Genomic DNA, 24,842 nt, shown 5'->3' with positions numbered 1-24,842 from the left:
TTCAATTCGCCGTAGTGGTGAGTTCATCAATCACTTCGCCTAGGCCCTCACGCCAATCGGGGAGTGTGAATTCGAAGTGTTGTTGAAAGCCGGAATTATCCAGCACTGAATAGGCTGGACGTTTGGCTGGAGTGGGAAAGTCGGCGGTAGTAATGGCGGCGACCCGGGGTTTGCGCGCCATGAGCTGATGCTCGGCGGCCTGATCGAAAATCTTGGCGGCAAAGCCATGCCAGGTGGTCGTGCCGCTGGCGACCAGGTGATGAGTGCCGATCAAGTGACGTCGTTGCTCCTGAGATGAGCCGATCCAGCGATCAAGCGCAGCCAAGCTCGCACGTTCGATCAAGTTAGTCGACGTGGGGGCTCCGTGCTGATCCGCGACCACGCGCAGCTCTTCGCGTTCGCTGCCCAGGCGCAGCATGGTGCGAAGAAAGTTCTGTCCATGGGCGGCATAGACCCAGGCTGTACGGAAGATCAGGTGGTCGGCATGGCTGGCTCGCAGCGCTTGTTCTCCGACGAGTTTGCTGCGGCCATAGGCGCCAAGTGGATCTGTTGCCGAATCCACTGCATAGGGCTGGGGATTTCGACCATCGAACACATAGTCGGTGGAGTAGTGCAGTACGAGCGCGCCGTGCTTGGATGCCCATTCGCCAAGCACGCCCACAGCAAGGCCGTTGACGCGAGTTGCCAGATCTTCTTCCTGTTCTGCGCGATCGACTGCGGTATAAGCCGCTGCGTTGACGATGACGTCAGGTTGTGTGCGATCGAGCAGGGCGACAAGGCTGTCCAATAGGGCGAGGTCGCCTATCTCGCCAGTACCGCCGTCGATAAGTTTTCCATCACGGCTGGCTGCGATCAACGTGCCGCGTTTAGCCAAGCCACCATGCTTGAGGAAGGTGCGACCCAGCTGGCCGTTCGCGCCTAGCAGAAGAATATTCAACGACGTAGTTCCGGCAAACGGAGTTCGGGCACATCTTTCAACAGAGGAGCCTTCTCGTCTTTGTCTGAAAGCAGGGGGTGACTCAGTGGCCAGTCAATACCAATGGCGGCATCGTTCCAGCGTACACCGGCATCCGCCTCACGGTCGTAAAGCGCCGTGCATTGATAAGTAAAGGTGGCAAAGTCGGAAAGCACACAGAAACCATGTGCAAAACCCTCCGGTACCCAGAAGTGCCGTTTGTTCTCGGCACTGAGCATGACACCTGCCCACTTGCCGAAATGCGGTGAGCCGCGGCGGACATCTACGGCTACGTCGAAGACCTCACCCTCAAGCACACTGACCAACTTGCCTTGTGGGTTCGGCCACTGGTAGTGCAGGCCCCGCAATACACCCTTGGCCGAGCGAGACACGTTGGATTGCACAAACTCTGCGGTAATGCCGGCTTCGAGGAATTTAGCTTTGCTGTAGCTCTCGTAAAAAAAGCCTCGGGCGTCACCAAAGACCTGCGGCTCCAAAATCAAGGCTCCGGGAAGCGATGTCTCGATGACTTTCATCGTACGTAACCCTGTTCAGTCAAATTGCGCAAATATTGCCCATAGCCAGTTTTGGCGAGCGGTGCAGCCAATCGCAGCAGTTGTTCGGCATCAATCCACCCGCTTAGATAAGCGATTTCTTCCGGGCAGCAAATCTTCAAGCCCTGTCGATGTTCGATGGTTTGAATGTAGTTGCCCGCCTCCATGAGTGATTCATGCGTGCCGGTGTCCAACCATGCGTAGCCTCGCCCGAGTTGCTCCAGATGCAGGGAGTTGTCGTCCAGGTAGCGGCGATTTAAGTCTGTAATTTCCAGTTCGCCACGTGGCGATGGCCTTAGCTCTGCTGCATAGTCGCAGGCGCGACCGTCGTAAAAGTAAAGACCCGTTACGGCGTAGTGGGATTTGGGTTGAGCGGGCTTTTCCTCCAAGCCGATGACTCGGCCGTTAGCATCAAACTCAGCTACGCCATAGCGTTCTGGATCCCTCACCCAATACCCAAATACAGTGGCGCCGTGCGTGCGTGCGGCTGCTCTCTTGAAGCGCTCGGTCAGTCCCACCCCGTAGAAGATATTGTCACCGAGAACCAGGCAGCTGGGATCCTGGCCGACGAAATCACGACCGATAATAAAAGCCTGTGCTAAGCCATCCGGTGAGGGCTGAACAGCATAGGTAATGTCGATACCCCATTGCGAACCATCACCGAGCAGTCGTTGAAATAATGACTGCTCATGAGGAGTATTGATCATCAAGATCTGCCGGATACCAGCCAACATGAGAGTAGCTAACGGGTAGTAGACCATCGGCTTGTCATACACGGGCAGCAGCTGTTTGCTTACTGCCTGCGTAATCGGATAAAGCCGAGTACCGGAACCGCCTGCGAGAATGATGCCCTTATGCGAGTTCATGAGCCCAGGCGCTCCATGCGATAACTCCCATCAAGCACGCGGTCCGACCAAGGTTGATTGGCCAGATACCAGTCAATAGTGTGTTCAATACCGCTTTCAAACGTCTGTGAAGGCTGCCAGCCAAGCTCGTTCTGTAGCTTGCTTGAGTCGATAGCGTAGCGGCGATCATGCCCGGGGCGATCTTTGACGTAAGTGATTAGTGATTCACGTTTTCCAAGATGCGCAAGAGGACGTCGCTCGTCCAGCAAAGCGCATATGGTTCTTACCACCAGAATGTTTTCGCGCTCCGCATTGCCACCAATGTTATATGTTTCACCCGTACGGCCAGCCTCAAGAACCCGACGGATTGCTGTGCAATGGTCGCCAACATACAGCCAGTCGCGAATGTTGCGGCCATCGCCATAGACGGGTAGTGCTTCGCCAGCTAACGCTTTCTGGATGACCAGCGGTATCAGTTTTTCTGGAAACTGATAAGGGCCATAGTTGTTCGAGCAATTTGTGGTTAGCGTCGGGAGGCCATAAGTGTGATGAAATGCACGAACCAAGTGGTCCGATGCGGCTTTGGATGCGGAATAGGGTGAGTTGGGAGCGTAAGGCGTTTGTTCGGTAAATTTACCCTCTGCGCCGAGGGATCCGTAAACCTCATCGGTCGATACATGCAGAAAGCGAAATGCTGCCCTGCCGTCATCTTGAAGGCTGCGCCAGTAGTCGCGGACAGATTCGAGTAGACCCAGAGTGCCAACAACGTTGGTTTCAACAAAGGCTGCCGGCCCATCGATTGAGCGATCGACGTGGGACTCTGCTGCAAAGTTGATGATGGCGTCGGGACGATGCTCATTCAGTAGGGCGGTGACCAGAGCCCGATCGCCGATGTCCCCGTGAACAAAGACATGTCGACTGTTGCTTCGCAAGCTTTCCAACGTGCCCAGGTTGCCGGCGTAAGTCAGTTTGTCCAGATTGATGACGCGTAGCCCGTCGGCTATTGCCTGCAATACGAAATTGGCGCCGATGAAGCCTGCGCCGCCAGTGACAAAAAGAGTCTGCGCCCGATTGATATTGCTCATCAAGTTCATCCGTGTTCCGATTTCAGGGAGTGCACGGGTCCAAATTTACGTCCCGCACAGAGTGAAGTGCCGCAATAATGCCTGTTCTTTGTGCCGGCACCAAGCTGATGAAAGTTGCCCCTTCAGCTTGGATAGGGATCGCTGGGCTCCAGATTCGGGCTTCTCTGAACATTGCCCCAACTTGGAGAGGTCATGAGCAACTCCAGCAAGCTAATATGACCACCTTTACATCATTGAGGCAGCCTCGGGAACGAGCTGTGAAGGTTTCGTATGAAGATCGCAGTGAGCAAGCCCAGGTTTGGCCTTGGGACATTGGCTATCCATGCAGGACAGCGGCCTGACGAATCAACTGGCGCGATCATGACGCCAATCTATGCGACTTCGACCTATGTGCAACAAAGCCCCGGTGTGCATAAAGGGTATGAATATTCCCGAACACAGAACCCGACGCGGATGGCCTATGAGCGTTGTGTAGCTGAACTTGAGGGCGGGGATGCAGGTTTTGCTTTCAGTTCGGGGCTGGCAGCGGCGGCTACCGTGCTGGATCTACTCGATTCGGGAAGCCACGTCATCGCCATGGACGACCTCTATGGTGGCAGTTACCGTCTATTTGAGAAGGTGCGACGTCGCTCAGCTGGGCTGGATTTCACCTTTGTAGATCTCAATGATACCGCTGCTCTCAGGGCTGCAATAAAACCAAACACACGGATGATCTGGGCGGAGACCCCTACTAATCCGATGCTCAAATTAGTTGATCTAGCAAAAATTGCAGCGTTTGCTAAACGAAATGGAATCATTCTCGTCGTCGATAACACTTTTTGTTCGCCCATGATCCAGCGTCCTCTAGAGCATGGTGCCGATCTTGTACTGCATTCAGCCACTAAATATCTCAATGGTCATTCCGATATGGTCGGTGGCATCGTAGTGGCTAAGAACGCGGCACTCTCTGCGCAAATGGGATTTCTACAAAATTCGGTGGGAGCCGTGTCGGGGCCCTTTGATGCGTTTCTTGCTATGCGAGGTTTGAAGACGCTGCATCTACGCATGAAAGCACATTGCGCTGGCGCTCTTCATTTAGCGCAGTGGCTGGAAAAAAATAATGCTATTGAACGAGTTATCTACCCTGGATTGAAAAGTCATCCACAGCATGCATTAGCAAAGCGGCAGATGGCAGGGTACGGCGGGATTATCAGCATTGTGGTTAAAGGTGGCCTTCGCAAAGCCAAGCGGATGCTAGAGCGTTGCGAACTTTTTGCACTAGCTGAGTCACTTGGTGGTGTCGAAAGCTTAATAGAGCATCCTGCTCTAATGACGCATGCGTCTGTGCCACTGATTAATCGCAAGCGCCTTGGGATTAGTGATGGCTTAATTCGGTTATCAGTTGGAGTTGAAGACATTGCTGATTTGGAGCGCGAGCTGAAATATGCATTGAGTTGATTTTGGTCAAGGATATTTGGCTAGTGGCTAATAATTTTTGGTCAATAAACAAGCGCTTGGCTTCGAAAACTGACGAGCTTCAGCGCAAGAGTATCTCGTTGACCAATGGCCTGCGATATCCGGTAATTGGCATTGTGCGTTGTGCCGATTGCTTCAATGAATCATTTAAATCGAAATTTTCCTGAGAAACTTAATGAATCCTAGTCAAGCTTACTCAACATCGATTCTTAGCTTGATATCAAGCTTAGTCAAGAACTTTCGGCTTATTCAGCAGATGGCTAAACGGGAAGTTATCGGGCGCTACCGAGGGTCGATGGCTGGTTTGATATGGTCTTTCTTAAATCCACTATTAATGCTTGTCATATACACGTTTGTGTTTTCAGTGGTATTTAAAGCTCGTTGGGGTGGGGCGGCTGGTAGTAGTGAAAGTAAAGCAGATTTTGCGATTGTACTTTTTGTTGGCTTGATTATTCACACTGTTTTTGCTGAATGCATTAATCGCGCGCCAGTACTAATACTTTCGAACACCAGTTATGTGAAAAAAGTGATATTTCCGTTGGAGGCGCTTCCGTGGATTGTACTGGGCTCAGCACTTTTCCACGCGACGGTCAGCATTGTGGTGCTTCTAATTGTGCAGCTTGCTCTTGGGCACAGCGTTCCATGGACGGCAATATTCTTCCCAGTGATATTAGTGCCGCTGATATTTACAATTATGGGTTTTTCATTTGCTCTCGCTGCGCTAGGTGTTTACGTTAGAGACATCAGCCAAGTAACTACAACATTTACCAGCATTCTATTCTTTATATCTCCCATTGTTTATCCGCTTTCTAGCTTACCGCCTAATTTCCAAATTTGGATGAAACTAAGCCCCTTGACGTTCATTATCGAAGAAGGCAGGAAGGCTTTAATTTACGGGCAAATTCCCGATATGGAACAATGGTGTGTCGCGATGGCTTTGGGCTTGATAATCGCGTGGATGGGTTTCGTCGTGTTTCAGAAAATGCGTAAAGGTTTTGCCGATGTCCTCTGAAATTAAAGTTTTCACGTCAGATACTCAGTCCGCTGAATCAGCTGCTTCTCTGAATTCAGATGTGGTCATCTGTGTGCGCGATGTATCCAAGGTTTATCATGTTTACGAGAAGCCAGCGGATCGACTAAAACAATCGTTGTATCCGCGGGTACAGAAGTTTTTTGGGCAAGCGGTTAAACAGTACCATCACGAGTTCTGGGCACTAAAGGGAGTGTCATTTGAAATAAAGCGAGGTGAGGCTGTTGGAATTGTAGGCCGAAATGGTTCGGGTAAATCTACCTTACTGCAGCTTATATGCGGAACGCTTTCACCCACTGCTGGCAGTGTTGAAGTTAATGGAAGAATTGCCGCCTTGCTTGAGCTAGGCGCCGGATTTAATCCTGAGTTCACTGGGCGCGAAAACGTCTACATGAGTGCAACGATTCTCGGGCTTAGCCGGGAGGAAATTGACTCATGTTACGAGGATATAATTGCATTCGCCGATATTGGCGACTTTATCAATCAACCTGTCAAGGTTTACTCAAGCGGAATGTATGTGCGGCTGGCATTCGCGGTTATTGCCCACGTAAACGCTGATATCTTAGTGATTGATGAAGCTTTGGCGGTAGGGGACGCTGTTTTTGTCCAAAAATGTATGCGCTTTCTTAGGTCATTTCGAGAGCGCGGCACGCTTCTATTTGTCAGTCATGACTCTAGTGCGGTGATAAATTTCTGCCAATCAGCTATCTGGCTTGACCATGGCGTTTCTAGAATGAAGGGTTCCGCTCAAGAAGTGGCCAACGCCTATCTTGAGTATTGTGCCCAGGAAATTTACGGCGATACGGTAAAGATCAGAGCTCTTAAGCAGAGGCGGCTTGGTGAGGATAGTCAAGTCGAAGCAATGTCGACCGAGGCTGAGGCATCGAGGGTGGACAAAGATGTCAAGGTCGTGCTTTTTGACAATATTGCTCACTCGGACGGTTGGAAATCTGATTCTGCTTACATCGAGTCAGTCACGCTTTCTGACCTTAAGGGAGAGCCTGTCACGGTATTTGCAGGCGGCGAAAAGGTACGGCTGACGATAGTTGCAAAAACATTGCAAGCTGTTTCAAGTCCAATCCTTGGCTTCTTCGTCAAAGATCGCCTGGGGCAGTCGCTGTTTGGAGAGCATACGTATACGCATGTTCAACCTGCGCTGAGTACGCAGGCTGGCGACATTCTAGAAGCTTCGTTCAAATTTACCTTGCCGCTTTTACCTGATGGTGAGTACTCAATGACAGTCTCCGTTGCTGAAGGTGATCCTTGGGACAACATCCAACATCATTGGCTTCATGACGCTGTACTCATCCGCGTATCTTCTACGAAGTTGCGATATGGGTTAGTCGGAATTCCATTCGACGATGTGAAGATGCATGTTGTCCCTAGCGTAGATGAACGCCGTGAGTAACATTCCGCCGCTGGTACCCCAAGATCTCCGCGTTAAAGTAGGCCGTTTTAGTTATGGAAGCCCGATATTTAGGCTATGGTCAGATGATGAACGTATTGAGATAGGCGCATTCTGCTCCATTGCCGACGATGTCTACATATTTGGCGGTGGTGAGCACAATGCCAATTGGGTTACGACATTTCCGCTTCGGATTGCATTAGGTAGTCCTTTGGCGGGACTTGACGGGCATCCTAAGTCAAAAGGTCCGACCCGAATTGGGAATGATGTTTGGATTGGGCATGGCGCAACTATCTTATCTGGGGTCACCGTAGGAGATGGCGTGATTATTGGGGCCAGAGCCGTAGTCTCAAAAGATGTTCCTCCCTATCACGTGGTGGCAGGCAACCCAGCGGTATACGTCAGATCTCGATTCACAGCTGAGCAAATTGATTGCATGACCAGAATTAAATGGTGGGACTGGCCTTTGGACAAAATTAAAGCGTATGAGGATTTGCTTTGTAGTCCGAGAATCGATGACTTCATAAAAAGCTGTGAACAAGACCCTTTAATTCAAAGCGACTGAAGACCAAGCCCATGACCAGCTTTAGCTTAAATAGTAGTGCGTTTATACAACCGCGGAATCTTCCGATAAGCGCCTGGACCGGGCATATTCCATTTGCGGCATGGCTCATTGAAGCGCTTAGGCCCAGGGTTTTTGTAGAACTAGGAACACACCACGGGGCATCATATTTTGCATTTTGCCAGGCGCTTCTCGAGAATCGAGTAGAGGCAAAGTCATTTGCAGTGGATACCTGGAAAGGGGATGTTCACAGCGAAGAGTACGGTGAAGAGGTTTATACGACACTTAGTCGATACCACGATTTGCATTATTCCAGCTTCTCCAGCTTGATGCGAACCACGTTTGATGACGCAGTCGAATATTTCGCAGACGGATCAATTGATCTTCTTCATATTGATGGCTTGCATACATACGAAGCAGTTAGGCACGATTTCGAGACATGGTTATCTAAAATGTCTGTTCGGGGAATTGTTCTGTTCCACGATACAAATGTAAGAGAACGAAATTTTGGTGTCTGGGAGTTCTGGTCCGAGATATCGAAGGTATACCCTTCCTTTGAGTTCGTTCATTCACATGGCCTAGGCGTACTCATCGTGGGTAAGGAGGCCCCTGAGTCAGTTCAGGCACTGGCGATAGATGCAGAAAACGGCCGGGGTGCTTTGATAAATAGCCTTTTTTCAACTCTTGGAACCGGCATCAGTTATAGAGCTGACATCGAGTGGTGGAAGAAAGAGGTTGGAAAATTCGGTCAACGCATATCTGAACTAGAGCAGGCTGTAGTGGAGAAGGATGCTGCTTTAGCTGAATCGAAAGCAAAAATTAACGATTTGGAAGCCTCTCATTTAGAAAATAAATCTGGGTCAGGTAATGAATCGGACGAACAATTGTGAAAATTCATAATTAGTCCCAGAGGAAGCTAATGAGCTGTTAGCTTATGAAAGAAATTAGTTTGAATAAAATAACTCAGGCAAAGATATGCGGCTAATTGAAAAAATTCGTTGGTACAGGCGCGAGCACGGCATAAGGGCTTTAATTGTCCGTGGCGTCGAAGTTCTGGTTCGGGCCAAACCTCTCAAGTCTGCGACTGAAGTTAATTGGCTCCCTGCCCGGGTACAGCAATACATTGGTGCTGGCGATGGAGGCGCAAAGTTCACGAGCGATCTAATTGATAGCCGCTTTCCGGCGATTCGCCCGTTGCCTGTATATACCGCCCCAGGGCCCAAAATTCGCCTTAACTTAGTTACTGATAGTATTAACGAGGGGAGCCTATTTGGTGGCGTCGGCACTGCGATATTAATGGCCGCTGTGCTGGCAAATAAGCGTGGCGCAGTTCTACGCATTGTCACGCGGACACAAGCAGCCGCTGCGAATGGATTCTCGCAAGTGCTTGAGTGCGGCGGCATTCAGTTCAAGGGCAATGTGGAGTTTGCATTCGTCGATGTAAATGACCAAAGCGCACAGCTTGATATTTGTGATGGGGACAGATTTCTCACGACATCATGGTGGACAACTCTATCTGTTTTGGGAAGTATTTCTCCGCACAAAGTTGATTATTTACTCCAGGAGGATGAGCGCATGTTTTATCCTCATGGGGACGAATGGCTTCGTTGTAATGAGGTCATGATGCGAAAAGATATTCGCTTCATGATTAATACCGAACTGCTATTCGATCACCTGGTGGCAACAGGCCTGACTCATTTAGAGAAGAATGCGCGTTGGTTTGAGCCGGCATTTCCTTCTTCAATTTACTTCAAGAACGCTGGCTATGCTGAAAGGCCGAAGTATCGGCTCTTCTTCTATGCGAGGCCAAACAATTATAGGAATTTGTTCTATCGAGGGATTGAAGTTCTCGATAAGGCTGTTGCGAAAAATATAATAAATCCGGACGAGTGGGAGATTATCCTAGTGGGTAAGGATGTCCCAAAAGTGATCTTGGCAGGGACGTTGGAGCCGGAAATAATTCCTACTATGGAATGGAGTGAATACGGGAAATTTATACGTGATATAGATTTGGGTTTCTGTCTGATGGCAACCCCACATCCAAGTTATCCGCCGCTCGATTTAGCTGCCTCAGGTGCGATAGTCCTGACTAACAAGTTTGGTCTAAAACAAGATTTGTCAATGTACTCAGAGAATATTCTGCTTTCAGATCTTGACGTAAACGAACTTGTAGAGGGGCTTCAAATGGGTGTTGCCAGAGTTTCAGATGCTGGGTTGCGAACAAAACGTTACGCAGAGAATCGAATGGCCCGCTCATGGAGCGAGAGTCTGGCGGCGGCAGTTGACTTTTTGGGTTAAAAATTATGTTTTATATCCACGAATCTACACGTAAGTACAGCGACCCTTGGACTAGTAGCTTCCAGGCACGATTCCGCGACTTATGCGCTGGTAAGCGTCATGTTGCGTACTTCTATGAGAAGCCGGATACGAGCACATTTCGTTATCGTGTTTACAACATGATCCAGGTACTTAGCAATCTGGGTGACCAGATTGGTGCCGCATATTTTTGCAATGCTGATGCAGAACATTATCGCAAGATTGTTGACAATGCGGATGTAATTGTTATTTGCCGAACGCGTTACGATGATCATCTCAATGAAATGATTACGCGTGCTCGAGCCCAAGGAAAGCGCGTACTATTTGATGTGGACGATTTGGTATTTAATACCGACTATGTGCATCTCGTATTGAAAACATTGGATCAGGATTTAAATCATCCAGGGGTGTGGGATCATTGGTTCGCTTATATAAGTAGAATTGGCGCGACGTTGAAATTATGCGATGGCGCAATCACGACCAATAAATTTCTTGGGGATCGCATAACTGAATTTTCGGGATTGCAAGCCGATGTTATCCCAAATTTTATTAATAAAGAGCAATTTGAAATATCGGACGCTATTTTTCATCAAAAAGAGGCAAGCAATTTTGCCAGAAATAATGAAATTCATATCGGTTACTTTAGTGGGACACCCACACATAACCATGATTTCGCTATCGCATCTGAAGCGATAGCTAGTGTGATGAAAAAGTTCCCTGAGGTACGCCTTCTAGTTGTCGGTTTTTTGGAACTAAGAGGTGGTCTGGCAGAATTTTCAGACCGCGTTACTTCGCTTCCGTTGCACGATTTTATTAATTTGCAACGAATCATGTCATTGGTAGAAATTAACATTGTTCCCTTGCTTGATAACGGTTTCACTAATTGCAAGTCTGAGCTTAAATATTTTGAATCTGCAGTGGTTGGTTCACTTACTATTGCAACGCCTACGTACACATATGCTAATGCTATCGCTAACGAGTCAAATGGATATCTAGCGCGAAGTACAGAATGGGCGGCACGTTTAGGTGATGCTATTACTTCATTAAGCGATGGTAGATATCGCGACATGGTTGTAAAGGCTCGGCGGGATGTTTCACTGCAATACAGTTGGGCGGGTCAATTAGAGCAGATCAAGCACGTCTTATTCGGTGATGTCAGAGGAGAAGACTGATCTACTTGGGATAGTTTCTTGTGTGGTAATCGATAGAATTTAAATTAATTTAAATGAGAATAGTTATGTCGCGCAGGGACAAGATACTAGCGGGTCTTGATGTCAGGAGCTTGCTTGGTGTGGAAATTGGCGCACTTTGTAGCCCAATAGTCTCTCGTGGAGATGGCGAAGTCATATATGTCGATTATGCGGATACTGACACCTTGAAGAAGAGGTATGCGGAAGACTCGCATGTAGATGTTGAAAACATTGTTCATGTTGACGCAATTTGGGGTGAGAAGACTTTAGCTGAGGCCATTGGTTCAGAGCGAAAGGTTGACTATGTTATCGCCTCCCATGTGGTAGAGCATGTTCCTGACCTCATTTCATGGCTTCAAGAACTTCAGTCGATTCTGAATAATAATGGGCAGATCAGGCTTGTTGTTCCTGATAAGAGATTTACATTTGATTATCTTCGTCAAGAGACAAAGTTAAGCGAAGTAGTGGCTGCTAATTTTATGCGTGCACGAATTCCGCAGCCGCACGCTATTATCGATTTCATGATTAATAAGGTTACCGTTGATAATATTTCTTCCTGGGATGGCTTGATTGACCCGGACAAGTTATCTCGTGATTTTTCTTTGCATGACGCGATAAATGTTGCGACAGATGCTGTCACAAATAAAAATTATCACGATGTTCATTGTTGGGTTTTTACACCTAGATCGTTTGCGATGTTGTTCATTGAAATGACTAAGTTGGGTCTAAACAGCTTGGCATGTGAAAGATTCTCTGATACAGAGCATTATGAGATTGAATTCATCGTAAGCATGAAGTATGTGTCTGACGTCAATAAAGTTATAAGTTCGTGGCAGTCGATGATTGACGCTGTTGATGGCAATTTAGTTGACGACGAGAAGGCTCTTGCCAACTCTGGTGACGAAAGTGAGAGGGCGTGTACATTCGAGTCCGGTGCAGACAGCTCGTCTTTAAAGATCATGTCTTCACGTTTAGATAAATTAAATTCGGAGTTGGATTTGATTAAGCACTCTTCATCGTGGAAGCTGACAGCACCATTACGTGCGATCAGGCGCTTCTTCTCTGCGTGAATTAATCTTAGATTCCGGCGTTCCAAACACGATGCGGAAAAACGTTCACTTGAGTTGTGTTTCCGCTAGGCTCGCAGTTTTTCTACTGCACGTGTAATGGCGTTGAATATTGATCTGCTGCTGTTTCGACAAGGGGCTTGGAGCCCGCGCAAGATTTTCTAAACAGCGAGGCGAGCAAGGTCAAGCTGGCTTGAGCTTATGTTTCCCATTTTTCCACAGCGGCCAGCACTTCCCCGAGCTAGGCGAGCGAGCGTTCGACGACCAATGATCGCACTGGTGGGGAGCTTTCCTGCAATTGGCCGCGCGCTGTCGCACGAATTGTCGCTTTCCGCCGTTGTTTACTGTCCGGTGTAATGGCTATAAGCCAGAGCTCAGAGCGTCCTCCTCTAGCGGCTACCTAGCATAGTGATTCCGCTTGCAGGGCACGGCAGGCGATCGGTCAACTATATGTATAGAACGTCCCTAGCGACGATAAACGAATAATGCAAATTATCACTGACTCTACACAGGGTGGGTGCTGCGGAGCTCGCTACAGTGACACCCTGGCCCACTCCTGAGCGGTCGACCGTTACATAACGCCGAGCTGCTGAGGGCGATATCTCCCGAGCCTGTAGTACCCCGTCTAGGACATTACACGTTGGCGATCAACTTGCTTTGAAAACAGACGAAGGCGGGAAGCTGTCTTATCGCTTCCGGTAAGGTGTTAAAGTCAATTATTCTTTAACTGACGAAACACGCCGGCCATTGAACGTAATGGTTGTGTTAGCCGCCATGAGTTCGATTTCTTTAGTAAGCGGATTTCTCTAACAGCGCGCTCAAGTGATTCACGGGTTCTCTGTAATTCAGCTTCTATTAGAGAGAAATTTTGATGCTCATCTAGTGAATCTTCCTCCGGACCAGGTCGAGGATCGTTTTTCTTCGCGTCCGCAATGGCGCTCATTAACTCACGTTCAAGAGAGGCAATGGAGGATGGGCTGCTATGGCGAACACTTTTTGCCATCTGCCTCCAGCTTTCAGCCATTTCACTGACATCATTGGACGTACGTAGTGAAACAAAGAATTCAATATTATCTGGTTCAGTGTCGTAAAAATTATCACAAGAAAATTTAATTAGACCATGCATGGATAGCTGCTCAAGCAAAGTTGCAAATGACTCCGGAGTGAATACCCAGCAGTGCGCATCATGATAGGTTCCATCCTTAATCGCCTCGCCAGCCTTCTGCATAGCAGATGCAAACGAATCCGGGCGTTGAAGTGTTGATTTACTCACCTCGCCGCGCCATGCAGCTATATGATCAACATGGGTCGCATTCAATAAATAATCAAGAATAGCTTGAGGCTGGGGTATACGAGCAGATGCAATATAGGCGGCTAGTACGTCACTTAATTCAGATTCGCGACGTAAAAAATCAAAAGTGAATCGCTTATCAGGAATTGCAAGTCTTACCTGCCCATCATCATTTAATGCCGAGTGAAGCTCATTCAGCCAAGTCACAAGATCTGGAACATGCTCAATGACGTGGGATGCAAGAATAAAATCGACCCGCTGCCCAAGAGCATCAAAAAGTGTTTGCTCTCCCCAGATAGCATCTGTTTCCACAATGCGGTCGGGGTCAACGCCGGGATTGCCTGAATAATGCTTTCTAAGCACTTCGGCGCTCGCATAATCAATGAAACGTACATCCGCCTCAGCCTTGGTTACAAGGGGGCTGCATAGAGCTCCGATCTCAGCTATTACATCAGACTTGAAATTGAGTCCGGTGATTAATTTCTGTCGCCGTTCCATTCTTAGGCTCCATCTTTAATAGCTGCATGCTATCACAGTCGCGGTAGGTGAGATCTGCTATCGAAAATTGTCGGGGCTCATATCGTATGAGGTGTGTCTAGATAAAGGTTGAGGACGACTTTGACTCCGATATGATTTTGCATCGCGGCACTAGCAGCATCTGGGCAGCCCATGATGAGCTATACACGGTCGCGTAATGCTTGGAGGCCTCGAAATGTACAGTTCTCCATCTTGCGTTAAAAATGGAGGCGCATACGTAGCATTCGTAAGGTTGAGGTTTGTATTTGATTTGTGATGAAGCAAGGGGTCTTACTGGCGTACCTCGTTGACCGGATCGTATGATCTTGAGGGGCTTCTTGCTCGCTATGTAATAGAGCAATTTATCTCACATCAGACATGATTTGGAGTTGGCCAATCATCCATGTCAAAAATCGGCGATTAAAGATCTCATATGAGAGTGAGGCCTTTGCCCAAATATGCAATTTTGAGTGCGGGCAGATTGTCGGATCCGCTCCTCATTGAGGGACGGCATTGTACGAGAGCCTTTCTTCAGAGAGTGACTTCGACAGGTAATTTTAGAAGGGGTAAAAGTTCGATCCGATGGTGCTATCTTTGAGGCCACGTTGATAAAAGATGTGTGAGATTTGTCATTAATACATCACAACTTTGATAAGTTGGTTTTGATCCGCACATGAACTTTAATTGGATATGTATGATAAATGAAAAATATATTAGAAATTATCCGGTTCCAATGCTCTTTTTATCACTTATTTTTCTAGTGAAATCTTTATTTCTAGCCTTTTATGTAACGCCTCTATGGGCAGTGCCTGATGAAATTGGTCATTATTCATATGCTAGGGATTTGGCAGACGGAAAGGGAGTTCCTGTCTTGGGCAGGGGTGGCGTTATCGGACAAGATGTCATGGGTTACTTAGAGAAAAGTAATAATGCGAAGCCAGCTAGGAATTGGATTTCTCAGCATCCACCAATATATTATGTGATAGCTTCATGGCCATTGAAGATCGGTGAACTAGTTACTAATGATAATGATATTTTATGGCGTATCCCGCGTATTATTTCAGCTCTTTCTGGCGCGCTATTATTATTGGTTCTATTCAATACTCTTAGTGTTATTGGCTTGGATGCAACAAAGGCAGCTGCCGTTGCCGCCTCAATTGGTTTCATTCCGATGGTGACTAACTTGTCATCAGGGACAAGTCACGATGTAACCTTGTTTCTATTCTGCGCGATAGCTATAAATTACTTTACGCGCTATATCATGGATCGTGAAATTAGGTGCGCTTATTGGTGTGCATTATGGCTTTCACTTGCTGCGGGGGTGAAGGTGATGACGCCGCTGGCATTATCAGTGCCAATGGTTGCCATACTTCTACTTGAATTATCATTGCCTAAGAGAGTCTGGCTGAAACATGCTGTGGGCATATCGATGACGGCTTTTTTCGTGCCGCTTATGTGGATGATTCGTAATGCTGTGATATTCGGCAAATTTTTGTACACATCAGAAACGGACAGAGCGGTGCTACCGATTCCACTTAATAAAAGTCTTGCAGATTATATCCACTTGAATAATGTATTTGATGATTTTAGCAGTAGGTTCTATGGCATGTTTTTAGATGTTACTCCGGGTTCCGGCAGCTTGCTAATGGAAGGAGATGCCGCGCCACGTCATTTTACGATGCATATGTATACACTGGCGGGATTTCCATTGGTGGCATTTTCATTGGTGGTCTTGATTGCATCGTGTATTTGTATTTGGAAGATGTTCGATCTTTATTTAAAGGCCTTTAGGCTTGATGATATTAATTTGGAGAAAATCAACTTAATGGCGTGGCTTGGCAGTTGGGCTATTGTCTCTTTGTGTAAGCGCTTACTGCTTTTGCTGACTATTATTCTATCGACGTCTGTAGTTGTTTTATTTTTCAATTTAAATGCAGGTGGGATATTAACTACGGCCATTGTGTCGGCGTCTATTTTTCTTGGTTTTATGTCACTCCCCCTTGTCCTTTTAATAAATGATGGGCGAGATAAGTTATTTATTTATGGATTTATAATATTTATGGTATTCGGATCCATTCTTTTGATCCATGTTTATCACACCTATATCATTCTTGGAGAGGTTCGCGCAACGCAAGGTAGGTATCTATATCCGGTCATTCCCTTGGTGCTTCTTTCTGCTTCGATTGCACTCATTAAAATGCGTGTGCCGTCAATGCTTATTAACATTTCGGTTGTTATATTGGCCTGCTCAGAGCTTCTGGCTTTTATTTGTCAGGTTATACCATTTTATAATGGGGCATCGTCATGAGTTTCTTGCGGAAATGGGGGGTATTGGGTTTATGGTTGTTTATCTTTACTTTGCTCTGCTATATGACGTTGTGGCAGACGCTTTCAAAGAAGGATAGTCGTACCCTCCTATCTTTTCCCGAGCATGCGGCGGCTAGTGAGCCTGCTGGTGAGTTAGTGAGTGGTTTTAAGCTAGAGCAGTCTATTGATGATGGCTTAGTAAGTGATGCTATTAGTTCAAGCCCGTATGACGGTGGGGTATGCGCTGATGTCTTATTGGCGAATTACTATGACAGGGTAAATACTGGCGTATTTTCCCTGACCCTGAGGATCAACAATGTTGACAAGGTGGTGCTATCAAGTGCCGGTTTGGTTGCTAATAATGCATATCATAGATTTTGTTTTGATGGCTTGAAGAAAAGCGATCTTCTTCATAAGAAATTGGTAATTGTCCTGCAGGGTGTGGATAGTCCGCCTGGTCAGGCGGTAACGGCATGGCTTGATGGGTCGAGCGCGGGTGCTTTTCAGCATGGTAATGCTCTTGGTAAAAGCTTGATATTTTCTATTTTAGTTATGGAGCCCAATAGATATTGGGGTAGTGAGATACTTCTTATTGTTCTATGCGGATTAAGTGGGGTATTCATCTTTCTACCATTGAATGGTAAAGAATCGCATCGTTGAACACGAGTTAGATCTATGCTGCGTAGAATCGATGCTGTGTATTAGACTCATCATTTGAATGTGATCTCTGATGCGTATCAGCATCGGAAGGCAGTCATGAGGAATATCATGATCTAGCCTGCTGCCTTCGGGGCGTTCTATGAAAGTGTTCCGTACATCCGCCCCGGCTCGATGAAATCCTTGAAGGGGAGCAGCCATGCGCTTAGCTCATCGGGTTAGTGTTATAGCAACAAGCTTGGGACCATAATCCCGAATCAATTGTCCAATGATGATTGCGTTATACCGCGATACGCATTCGCAGAAGGATGATGCGTTCTATGAAAGATTGGAATCCACCATCGATGGATGGCGCTTTGTGACTCGAGTTGTCAATGGTGTTGAGTGTGCGAAATCACCTTCCACTCCATAGGCATCGGATATGCAATAACTACCGATCGAGTGGACACGCGGTTGCGATTCTCTTTATCGCAAAGATTTATTGTCTATGCTAGCCGGGTTTGATCGTTTGCCTTAGCGAACTCGGTGCCATGCATAAAGAATCGGTCGCGAAGAGTGCAAATTCGCGACCGACTTGTACTCATATATTGTGGACTACCCCCCCCCGCTAATTTGCATAAGATGCAGTGCTTTTTTCAGCAAGGGGCAAGTTGACGCTATGTTAACGCCTGCTCAAGCTCTGGGATCAGCTTAAAAAGATCTCCAACCAGACCAATATCAGCAATCTCAAAGATCGGTGCTTCGGCATCCTTGTTAATGGCGACAATGGTGCCGGCATCTTTGATACCGGTGAGGTGCTGGATGGCGCCCGATATGCCAATAGCCATGTACAACTCCGGCGCAATGATCTTGCCGGTTTGTCCGACCTGGAGCTCGTTAGGCACATAACCCGCATCAACCGCGGCGCGGGAGGCACCTACGGCAGCGCCGATCTTGTCTGCAAATTTATAAATGATCTCGAAATTTTCTTTTGAGCCCACGCCGCGGCCGCCAGACACGACTTTGCCGGCGCTTTGCAGGTCGGGGCGGTCGCTCTTGCCTTGCTGCAATTCGACGAAACGAGTGTGAGAGGGCAGTGCGACATCCAGTGAGAGCGCTTGCACGGGCGCGTTGCCCGCGCCATTCGTGGCTGCCGGCCATGAGGCGGTACGGATGGTGGCGACTACGGTGTGGTTCGTGTCGGCCTCGACGGTGATGATGGCATTACCGGCATAGATGGGGCGCTTGAACGTATGACTGGACTCTACGCTCATGACATCGCTGACTTGCGCCACGCCCAGCAGGGCGGCGACTCGCGGCGCCACATCCTTGCCAAATGTGGTGGATGGCGCGAACACGTGGCTATAACCGATGGCAGCCTTGGCAATTTGTGGCGCCAGCACGGCGGCCAATGGGTGGGCGTTCTCGGTGCGAGCAATGGTAAGTACAGTGCTGACGCCGTTGATTTTCGCCGCTTCGGCGGCAATGGCATCGGTGTTGTCGGCCAGCACCAAAACATCGATGGTTTCCGGCTTTACCGCGAGAGCGGCACTGATGGCGCGGGCGGTGGAGGGATTGAGTTTGCCGTTGAGGTGTTCGGCGATAACCAGAATCTTGCTCATGTCTGTCTCCTGGGCAGCTGCTTAAAGCAGCCCCTTCTGCTTCAGCGCGGCGACCAACTCAGCCGCATCCTTGACCATGATGCCCTTGCTGCGCTTGGGCGGCGCTGCATAGTGGGTGGTCTGGAGATGATTGTTGGACTCGACGTTGAGCGTTGCCAATTCGATGGTATCGATCGGTTTGGCCTTGGCCTTCATAATGTCGGGCAGCTTGATGAAGCGGGGCTCATTGAGGCGCAGGTCCGTGGTGATGACGGCGGGCAGTTCGGCTTCGATCACTTCAAGGCCGGCATCAACTTCGCGAGTCACTTTGGCTATGCCGTCGGCTATCTCGACTTTGCTTGCGAAGGTGGCTTGCGGCCGATCCCACAGCGCAGCCAGCATTTGACCGGTCTGGTTGGCATCGTCATCAATGGCCTGCTTGCCGACAATGACCAGGCCCGGCTGCTCTTTCTCAACCAGCTTGAGCAAGATGCGGGCCGCGGTGAGTGGCTGCACTGCTTCAGCGGCGACGACGTGAATGGCGCGATTCGCGCCCATTGCCAGGCCATTGCGAAGATGCGCGGTCAGATCGGCAGGGCCGATGCCGACCACAATGACTTCTTCGGCTACGCCCTTTTCGCGAAGACGCAGAGCTTCTTCAAGTGCAATGTCGTCAAAGGGATTGGCGGAGAGCTTCACGCCATCGGTGACCACGCCCGTGCCATCGGGCTTGACCTGAATGCGGACGTTGTAATCTACAACACGCTTATAGCCAACCAGAATCTTCATCTGCGGTTCCTTCAGCCGGGCGCCAATCGGCGCACAAGGGATAATGATGCAAAAGCCTATTCTAACTGATGCTCCATCCGGGCACGAATGGCATTGTTGACTATGATTTGCCCCCTATGCTGAAGGAGTCCGCATGAAAATTCTGGTTTGTGGCGGGGCTGGCTATATCGGCTCGCATATGGTGCGGCACCTGGCGGCGCATGGGCACGATGTGGTGGTATTTGACAATCTGTCGACAGGGCACCGCGAGGCGGTAGGTGCGACGGCATTGGTTCAAGGGGATCTACTCGATCCGGCGGCGCTGCAGACTTTATTCGGCACCTATCGTTTCGATGCGGTGATGCATTTCTGTGCGCTGTCCTTGGCTGGGGTGTCAGTGACAGAGCCGTATCTTTACTACCAGAACAACGTGGTCGGTACATTGAACTTGCTCCAGGCAATGCGTGTGGCGGGCGTCGGAAAATTAGTCTTCTCGTCAACGGCTGCGGTGTTCGGCAACCCCGTTGTCGATGTAATCGACGAGAGTCACCCGACCCATCCAATTAATCCCTACGGGGCCAGCAAACTGATGGCTGAGCGTATATTGTCCGATGCGGCTGCGGCATATGGCTTACGCTCGGTTATCTTGCGCTACTTCAACGCAGCGGGCGCTGACCCCTCAGGAGAAATAGGTGAATCCCATGAGCCGGAGACTCATCTGATTCCGAATGTCTTGCGCGCAGCCCTGGGCTTGGGTGATAGCTTGAAAGTGTTTGGTGATGATTACGCCACGCGCGATGGCACCTGTATACGCGACTATATTCACGTCAACGATTTAGCTTCGGCGCACATGCGGGCGATCCAGTTTCTGATAGATCACGAGGGGGCGCACTTTATCAATCTAGGTGGTGAACAGGGGTTCACAGTATTGGAAGTCATTGCGGCGGCGCGGCAGGTGACCGGCGCCGAGATCGCCTTCAAACTCAGTGCCCGGCGACCGGGTGATCCCGCATCTTTGGTCGCTTCCAGTGCCAAGGCACGTGAGCTGCTGGGGTGGAGGCCAGCGGTTACAAATATCAGAACAATGATTGAAGATGCCTGGCGCTGGCATCAGCAGCCGCGATATTGATTGGGGTGTCCGCTAGCTGCTACGGCGAGCATAAGGGTAGGGGCGTGTAACTTCATTGATTGATAGACCGCACACAGTGGCAGCGTCTTTTGTACTGAAGCCGGCATTGGTGGAGGCCAAACCGATTACGCGTTCGACCGCATGGGCAAGAGTTCCATCGATCTGACCAGTCTCGTCTTCGAATTCCCATACACCTAGGTGCGTATCAAGCAGGGGGCGTAAAGCCGCTAATCGTATCCAAAACATACTGCCAGCAATGAACTGGTCGGTTTCGGTCACAGGGCTGGTGATGCCGATGCGGCGGCACAGGTAAGCAACGTTGGCTTCATTGGCGCCCCAGTAGCATTGAAGTGGTTGTAGATGCCCTTCAGCGGCAATCAGGCCAAGGGATGGATCAGTACGAAGCGCGCTTAAAATGTGCTGAGCTCGTCCGGCTGACAGCAGCTTCTCGAGGAGCTCTTGCCGCCATGCCGCACCGTCTTGGCGATGGGTGGTGCGTTTGCTATGTAGTTTCAATACGACTTCAACGCCTTCGTCGAGCAGGCGGTTGGCAACATGCAGAAACGGTAGGATATCGCGACCGCGATTTTCGAAGGCTGCAATCTCAGCTTCGACACCGAGTGTGGCTATGCGTTCACGTATCGCTTGCTCTTGCTCGTGGGCGGTGGTGATGACGATGCGCCAGTCGAGTTGAGTCGCCCTCAATGCATCGATGATTTCATCTAGAACATCTAGGTACCAAATATGCACGACGGCGCAGGGACGTTGGTCGTGCAATGGAGTGGCCTCAGTCGTGTCGCGCAGGGCGTTGCGAGTAGCTTCCAGCCAAGCATGGCCGAGTCGCGTATCAGGCTCGAGTACTGCGCCCTCAGCCCATTCGTTCCAAGCATTAATGAAAACTAGCGGCGATGCCGGTACGCGCCTGAGCGCTACGTCGATAGCATGACGTAGCCAGTCTCGATAGCCGCGCGGTGAGGCGTGGAGGAATACTCGGCCCGCACCACTACGTCGCGGTTCGTTGTCCCAGCCGGGATTGATACCGGGAAACAACGGATAGGGTGGATCGCTTTTCGTTGTGGCTTGGTGAGCCAGGTCTCGCCAGTCGTACACATCCCCTTGGAAAACTGGATTAATCAGATGCTGCCGTGCCGTAATCGGTGTGAGCGTAGTGTTGTTCGGTGGAAACTCTACTGCCGCATCAAATCCGATGGTGCGCGGATCGACGCGGTCGAAGCTCTGTACATAGGCGAGATGAATTTCGCCTATGTTGTTCGCCAGACACCATTCTCGCCAGCGTGCAGCAGTGCCCTTCGGATCTGGCAGTAAACCAGGACGATAGATCAGCAGCAGAGGCTTCCCATTCACACGCAAATAGCGCGGATCACGCAGATAACGCGATACGTATGCAATAAACGCCAGATCATCCGCCGGACTGTGCTGTTGACCGATCAGAATGTCATCGGCACGGCCATCCCAGCGACGTGACCAGTTCTCATTAGCCCAACACAGGCACAGCGGTAAGCTTAATGTAGAGTCATTCAGCCACTGCTGTAGCGGGGCCTCCAGTAAGGTTTTTCCAGCAAACCAATAGAAATAACTGCAAAACGCACCTATGCCGTATTCGTGCGCTAGTTGCATCTGTTGATGCATGGCTTGCGGGAGGCGCAGGTCATAAAAGCCAAGTTCGCTGGGCAGGCGCGGTTGTGCGTGGCCTTCGAATTGTGGCAGGGCGCGAGTCACGTTGCGCCACTCAGTAAAGCCAGGACCCCACCAAATATCATTTTCAGGGATTGGGTGGAATTGCGGTAGATAGAACGCGACCAGCGTGACCGGTAAAGGTGTCTGTACAGAACCAGCTCGATAAGGCACATAGCCGACGGCGCGATTGGCGACATGTTGCAGCGGACGATGCAGGCCGGTGTTGCCACCTGCATTATTTTCGATCATTTGACCGCGGGGCCTCCTGGGCAGCAGGCTGGCATGATGATCTATGAATCGCTGACGCAGACGATCGCGCATGGCAATCGGCATCGGGGTAAGTCTGAAGCTGACGCGTAGTAATTGGAATAGACAGCGCTTGGCGTAGTCGCGTACGGACATGGCAATCATCAGCAAGAGCGTTGCATAGTTGATGTCGATGCTGGTGCGATCGAGGTCAATTCAGCACGCGTCGTAAAGTGGCGGCGGCGGCTTCGGCAGAGAAGTGTAGGCGTACGTTATTTAGGCTCTGTCGGGAGAGTAGATTCCATAGAGACCCATCGCGCTGTAAATGTGTAATGGCGGTCACGAAGCCTGCAGCATCCGCTGCAACTAATACGTTGTCACCATCGGTCAGCTGCATACCCTCTACCGCAATCGGAGTAGCGACTACTGGCACACCATAGCTCATCGACATGTTGATCTTACCCTTTACCCCAGCGCCAAAACGCAGGGGGGCCAGCGTGGCGAGGCAGTTATCCAGCCAAGGCGTTAGGTCGGCCACTCGCCCGTGCAATTCCAACCCTGGAGTGGCAAGCTCGCGGCGTATGGTGCTAGGCACATCACCCAGTACGTGCAAACGGATATCAGGTAGCGCTTCGCGCAGGCATGGCAGGATTTCGCTGACGATCCAGCCAAGGGCATCACTATTAGGCGGGTGGCCATAACCGCCGATGAAGACCAGGTCCTTACGTTTAGCATGGGGGTGTCGGCAACCATGAACTTCGTGAATATTAGATAGCAACTCGACGCGTGCCTGTGGCAGCATTTGCGCAAGCAACGTTTGTTCGTGCGGGCTGACTACAAAGGTGGCATCAGACCGTTGGATCAACGCAAGTTCGCTTTGTCGCGAGATTTGCGCTTGACGAGCTAACGAGGCATTGCCGCTTAAATCGGCTGCACGCTGTTCACGTAAAAAGTGTAGGTCCACTGTATCAAATAACAACTTTGCCTCAGGCGCGTACTTTCGCACGAGGTCGGCGTACTGACCAGCAACGGTATGTCGGCAAAGAATCGCTGCATGCAACTCAGGGCCGTGCTTGCGTAACCATTGCGGGAGCTCAGAAACCCATGGCCGGCACAATACCTCGACGCCTTGAGCGCCGAGTGCGGTGATCTCATCTGAACTGGCACGGCCATCGTCAGGCAGAAAGCAGACGCTCCAGCCCTGCTCATTGAGCAAACGAAGTATCGCGCTTAATCTCAATGAGCCCGAGTCGCGAGTCGGTTCCGGTGCGATGGCATCCACGACCAAACTGCGACCGCGCGTGCGGGAGCGTATGGCTTGATGTAGTGGCGTGCCTGCAGGTGGTTGTGTTTCTAGTTCAGTCGCCCATTTTGTTGTGAACTTGATTTGATTGATGCGCTGGTAGCGTTTCATGCCCTGGTCGAGGTCAGTGCCTGCACTGATGCCTTCACAATGAATCACTGTACTTGCGGGCTCGTAGTACACCTTTAAGCCAGCCTGTTGTACGGCAAAGGCAAGATCGGTGTCTTCGTAGTAGGCAGGCATGTATCGCGTATCGAAGCCGCCCATGCGCTGAAACACTTCGCGACGAATCATTAGCGAGGCGCCCGAGACGTAGTCAGTTTCTCGGCGATAGCGAAAGGCAGGCGCATCGCGGGGCTCGAAACGGCCTATGTTCCAGCAACTACCATCGGCAAAAACCAAACCACCTGCTTCCTGTAAGCGACCATCGGGATAGACCAGCCGGCTACCTGCAATGCCGCAGTCGGCGCGATCGGCAAAACAGCGCAGCAACGCATCCAGCCAGTCAGCTGTGACTTGAGTGTCGTTATTGAGAAAAAGCAAGAACTCGCCGTGAGCTGCGGCGGCCCCAGCATTGCAGCTGCCGATAAAACCGAGGTTCTGCGAATTGCTCAGCAGCTGCAGGCCGTCGATTTGGCTCAATACCGACGCGCTGTCGTCCGGTGAGGCATCGTCGACCACCAGTACTTCGAAAGTTGTCTTCGTGGCATGAAGCGCGATCGATCGTAGGCAGGCCAAGGTATAGGCCTGCTTGCCGTGGATGGGGATGATGATAGAGACCTGGGGGTGCGTTGTACGCGGAATGGCGAAGGAAGTGAAAGGTTCATCCAGAGGCAATAACGACAAGGTGTCATCAACGATTGGGCGTGACTGAAACTCATGC

General features: G+C 49.9%; 20 protein-coding genes. 11 read left to right on the top strand and 9 right to left on the bottom strand.

Annotated features, from left to right (window positions below):
• Position 1 precedes the first annotated feature (1 nt).
• Genes rfbD through rfbB form a run of 4 tightly spaced genes read right to left on the bottom strand, consistent with a single transcriptional unit; the run spans position 2 to position 3,439 of the window.
• Positions 2-937 (bottom strand): dTDP-4-dehydrorhamnose reductase, encoded by a 936-nt coding sequence (gene rfbD, locus OUZ52_RS07535; protein ID WP_266157770.1) that lies wholly within the window; start codon positions 935-937, stop codon positions 2-4.
• Positions 934-1,491 carry a dTDP-4-dehydrorhamnose 3,5-epimerase gene (gene rfbC / locus OUZ52_RS07530; RefSeq protein WP_266157769.1) on the bottom strand — a complete coding sequence of 186 codons (558 nt, stop codon included), beginning with the start codon at positions 1,489-1,491 and terminating at the stop codon, positions 934-936. The genes rfbD and rfbC overlap by 4 nt, the downstream gene beginning before the upstream one ends.
• The gene (gene rfbA / locus OUZ52_RS07525; RefSeq protein WP_266157768.1) at positions 1,488-2,375 is read right to left on the bottom strand and encodes a glucose-1-phosphate thymidylyltransferase RfbA; all 888 of its coding nucleotides are present in this window, start codon (positions 2,373-2,375) and stop codon (positions 1,488-1,490) included. Before rfbA ends, rfbC begins: the two co-directional genes overlap by 4 nt.
• Positions 2,372-3,439 carry a dTDP-glucose 4,6-dehydratase gene (gene rfbB / locus OUZ52_RS07520; RefSeq protein WP_266157767.1) on the bottom strand — a complete coding sequence of 356 codons (1,068 nt, stop codon included), beginning with the start codon at positions 3,437-3,439 and terminating at the stop codon, positions 2,372-2,374. Before rfbB ends, rfbA begins: the two co-directional genes overlap by 4 nt.
• Positions 3,440-3,709: 270 nt before the next feature.
• Between rfbB and OUZ52_RS07515 the strand changes: the two genes are divergently transcribed.
• The 8 genes from OUZ52_RS07515 to OUZ52_RS07480 all read left to right on the top strand — a co-directional run bounded on the left by OUZ52_RS07515 (position 3,710) and on the right by OUZ52_RS07480 (position 12,467).
• Positions 3,710-4,876, top strand: a complete 1,167-nt coding sequence (locus OUZ52_RS07515) for a trans-sulfuration enzyme family protein (protein ID WP_266157766.1) — start codon at positions 3,710-3,712, stop codon at positions 4,874-4,876.
• A gap of 193 nt (positions 4,877-5,069) precedes the next feature.
• Entirely contained in the window at positions 5,070-5,906 is an 837-nt protein-coding gene (locus tag OUZ52_RS07510; RefSeq protein WP_266157765.1) for an ABC transporter permease, read from the top strand.
• Positions 5,896-7,332 carry an ABC transporter ATP-binding protein gene (locus OUZ52_RS07505; protein ID WP_266157764.1) on the top strand — a complete coding sequence of 479 codons (1,437 nt, stop codon included), beginning with the start codon at positions 5,896-5,898 and terminating at the stop codon, positions 7,330-7,332. The genes OUZ52_RS07510 and OUZ52_RS07505 overlap by 11 nt, the downstream gene beginning before the upstream one ends.
• On the top strand, positions 7,325-7,894 hold the full coding sequence (locus OUZ52_RS07500; protein ID WP_266157763.1) for a CatB-related O-acetyltransferase: 570 nt from the start codon (positions 7,325-7,327) through the stop codon (positions 7,892-7,894). The genes OUZ52_RS07505 and OUZ52_RS07500 overlap by 8 nt, the downstream gene beginning before the upstream one ends.
• A gap of 11 nt (positions 7,895-7,905) precedes the next feature.
• Positions 7,906-8,781, top strand: a complete 876-nt coding sequence (locus OUZ52_RS07495; RefSeq protein WP_266157762.1) for a class I SAM-dependent methyltransferase — start codon at positions 7,906-7,908, stop codon at positions 8,779-8,781.
• 85 nt (positions 8,782-8,866) lie between these two features.
• Positions 8,867-10,189: a rhamnosyltransferase WsaF family glycosyltransferase gene (locus OUZ52_RS07490; RefSeq protein ID WP_266157761.1), complete on the top strand. Its 1,323-nt coding sequence runs from the start codon at positions 8,867-8,869 to the stop codon at positions 10,187-10,189.
• A gap of 158 nt (positions 10,190-10,347) precedes the next feature.
• The gene (locus OUZ52_RS07485; protein ID WP_266157760.1) at positions 10,348-11,379 is read left to right on the top strand and encodes a glycosyltransferase family protein; all 1,032 of its coding nucleotides are present in this window, start codon (positions 10,348-10,350) and stop codon (positions 11,377-11,379) included.
• A gap of 65 nt (positions 11,380-11,444) precedes the next feature.
• Complete coding sequence (locus OUZ52_RS07480) at positions 11,445-12,467, top strand: methyltransferase domain-containing protein (protein ID WP_266157759.1); 1,023 nt, start codon at positions 11,445-11,447, stop codon at positions 12,465-12,467.
• Positions 12,468-13,176: 709 nt separating this feature from the next.
• Here OUZ52_RS07480 and OUZ52_RS07475 read toward each other — a convergent pair.
• The gene (locus tag OUZ52_RS07475; protein WP_266157758.1) at positions 13,177-14,253 is read right to left on the bottom strand and encodes a methyltransferase domain-containing protein; all 1,077 of its coding nucleotides are present in this window, start codon (positions 14,251-14,253) and stop codon (positions 13,177-13,179) included.
• Between the two features lie 691 nt (positions 14,254-14,944).
• Here OUZ52_RS07475 and OUZ52_RS07470 point away from each other — a divergent pair.
• Together OUZ52_RS07470 and OUZ52_RS07465 are read left to right on the top strand one after the other, a co-directional pair.
• Positions 14,945-16,579, top strand: a complete 1,635-nt coding sequence (locus OUZ52_RS07470; protein ID WP_266157757.1) for a hypothetical protein — start codon at positions 14,945-14,947, stop codon at positions 16,577-16,579.
• A complete protein-coding gene (locus tag OUZ52_RS07465) occupies positions 16,576-17,238 on the top strand; it encodes a hypothetical protein (RefSeq protein WP_266157756.1) in 663 nt (220 codons plus the stop codon). Before OUZ52_RS07470 ends, OUZ52_RS07465 begins: the two co-directional genes overlap by 4 nt.
• Before the next feature lie 653 nt (positions 17,239-17,891).
• Here the strand turns inward: OUZ52_RS07465 and OUZ52_RS07460 are convergent.
• Both OUZ52_RS07460 and OUZ52_RS07455 read right to left on the bottom strand, forming a co-directional pair.
• Entirely contained in the window at positions 17,892-18,836 is a 945-nt protein-coding gene (locus tag OUZ52_RS07460) for an electron transfer flavoprotein subunit alpha/FixB family protein (RefSeq protein ID WP_266157755.1), read from the bottom strand.
• Positions 18,837-18,857: 21 nt separating this feature from the next.
• Complete coding sequence (locus OUZ52_RS07455; RefSeq protein ID WP_266157754.1) at positions 18,858-19,604, bottom strand: electron transfer flavoprotein subunit beta/FixA family protein; 747 nt, start codon at positions 19,602-19,604, stop codon at positions 18,858-18,860.
• 133 nt (positions 19,605-19,737) lie between these two features.
• Between OUZ52_RS07455 and galE the strand changes: the two genes are divergently transcribed.
• A complete protein-coding gene (galE, locus tag OUZ52_RS07450; protein ID WP_266157753.1) occupies positions 19,738-20,712 on the top strand; it encodes a UDP-glucose 4-epimerase GalE in 975 nt (324 codons plus the stop codon).
• A gap of 12 nt (positions 20,713-20,724) precedes the next feature.
• Here galE and OUZ52_RS07445 read toward each other — a convergent pair whose 3' ends face one another.
• Positions 20,725-22,821 carry a glycoside hydrolase family 99-like domain-containing protein gene (locus OUZ52_RS07445; RefSeq protein WP_266157788.1) on the bottom strand — a complete coding sequence of 699 codons (2,097 nt, stop codon included), beginning with the start codon at positions 22,819-22,821 and terminating at the stop codon, positions 20,725-20,727.
• Between the two features lie 46 nt (positions 22,822-22,867).
• Positions 22,868-24,842 (bottom strand): glycosyltransferase (locus tag OUZ52_RS07440; RefSeq protein ID WP_266157752.1); only part of this gene is annotated, 1,975 nt, incomplete at its 5' end.

This window comes from Dyella silvatica, from assembly GCF_026283955.1.
Lineage (GTDB): Bacteria > Pseudomonadota > Gammaproteobacteria > Xanthomonadales > Rhodanobacteraceae > Dyella_C > Dyella_C silvatica.
Note: the sequence above shows the minus strand (reverse complement) of the source record. Positions and strands in the feature narration are given on the sequence as shown.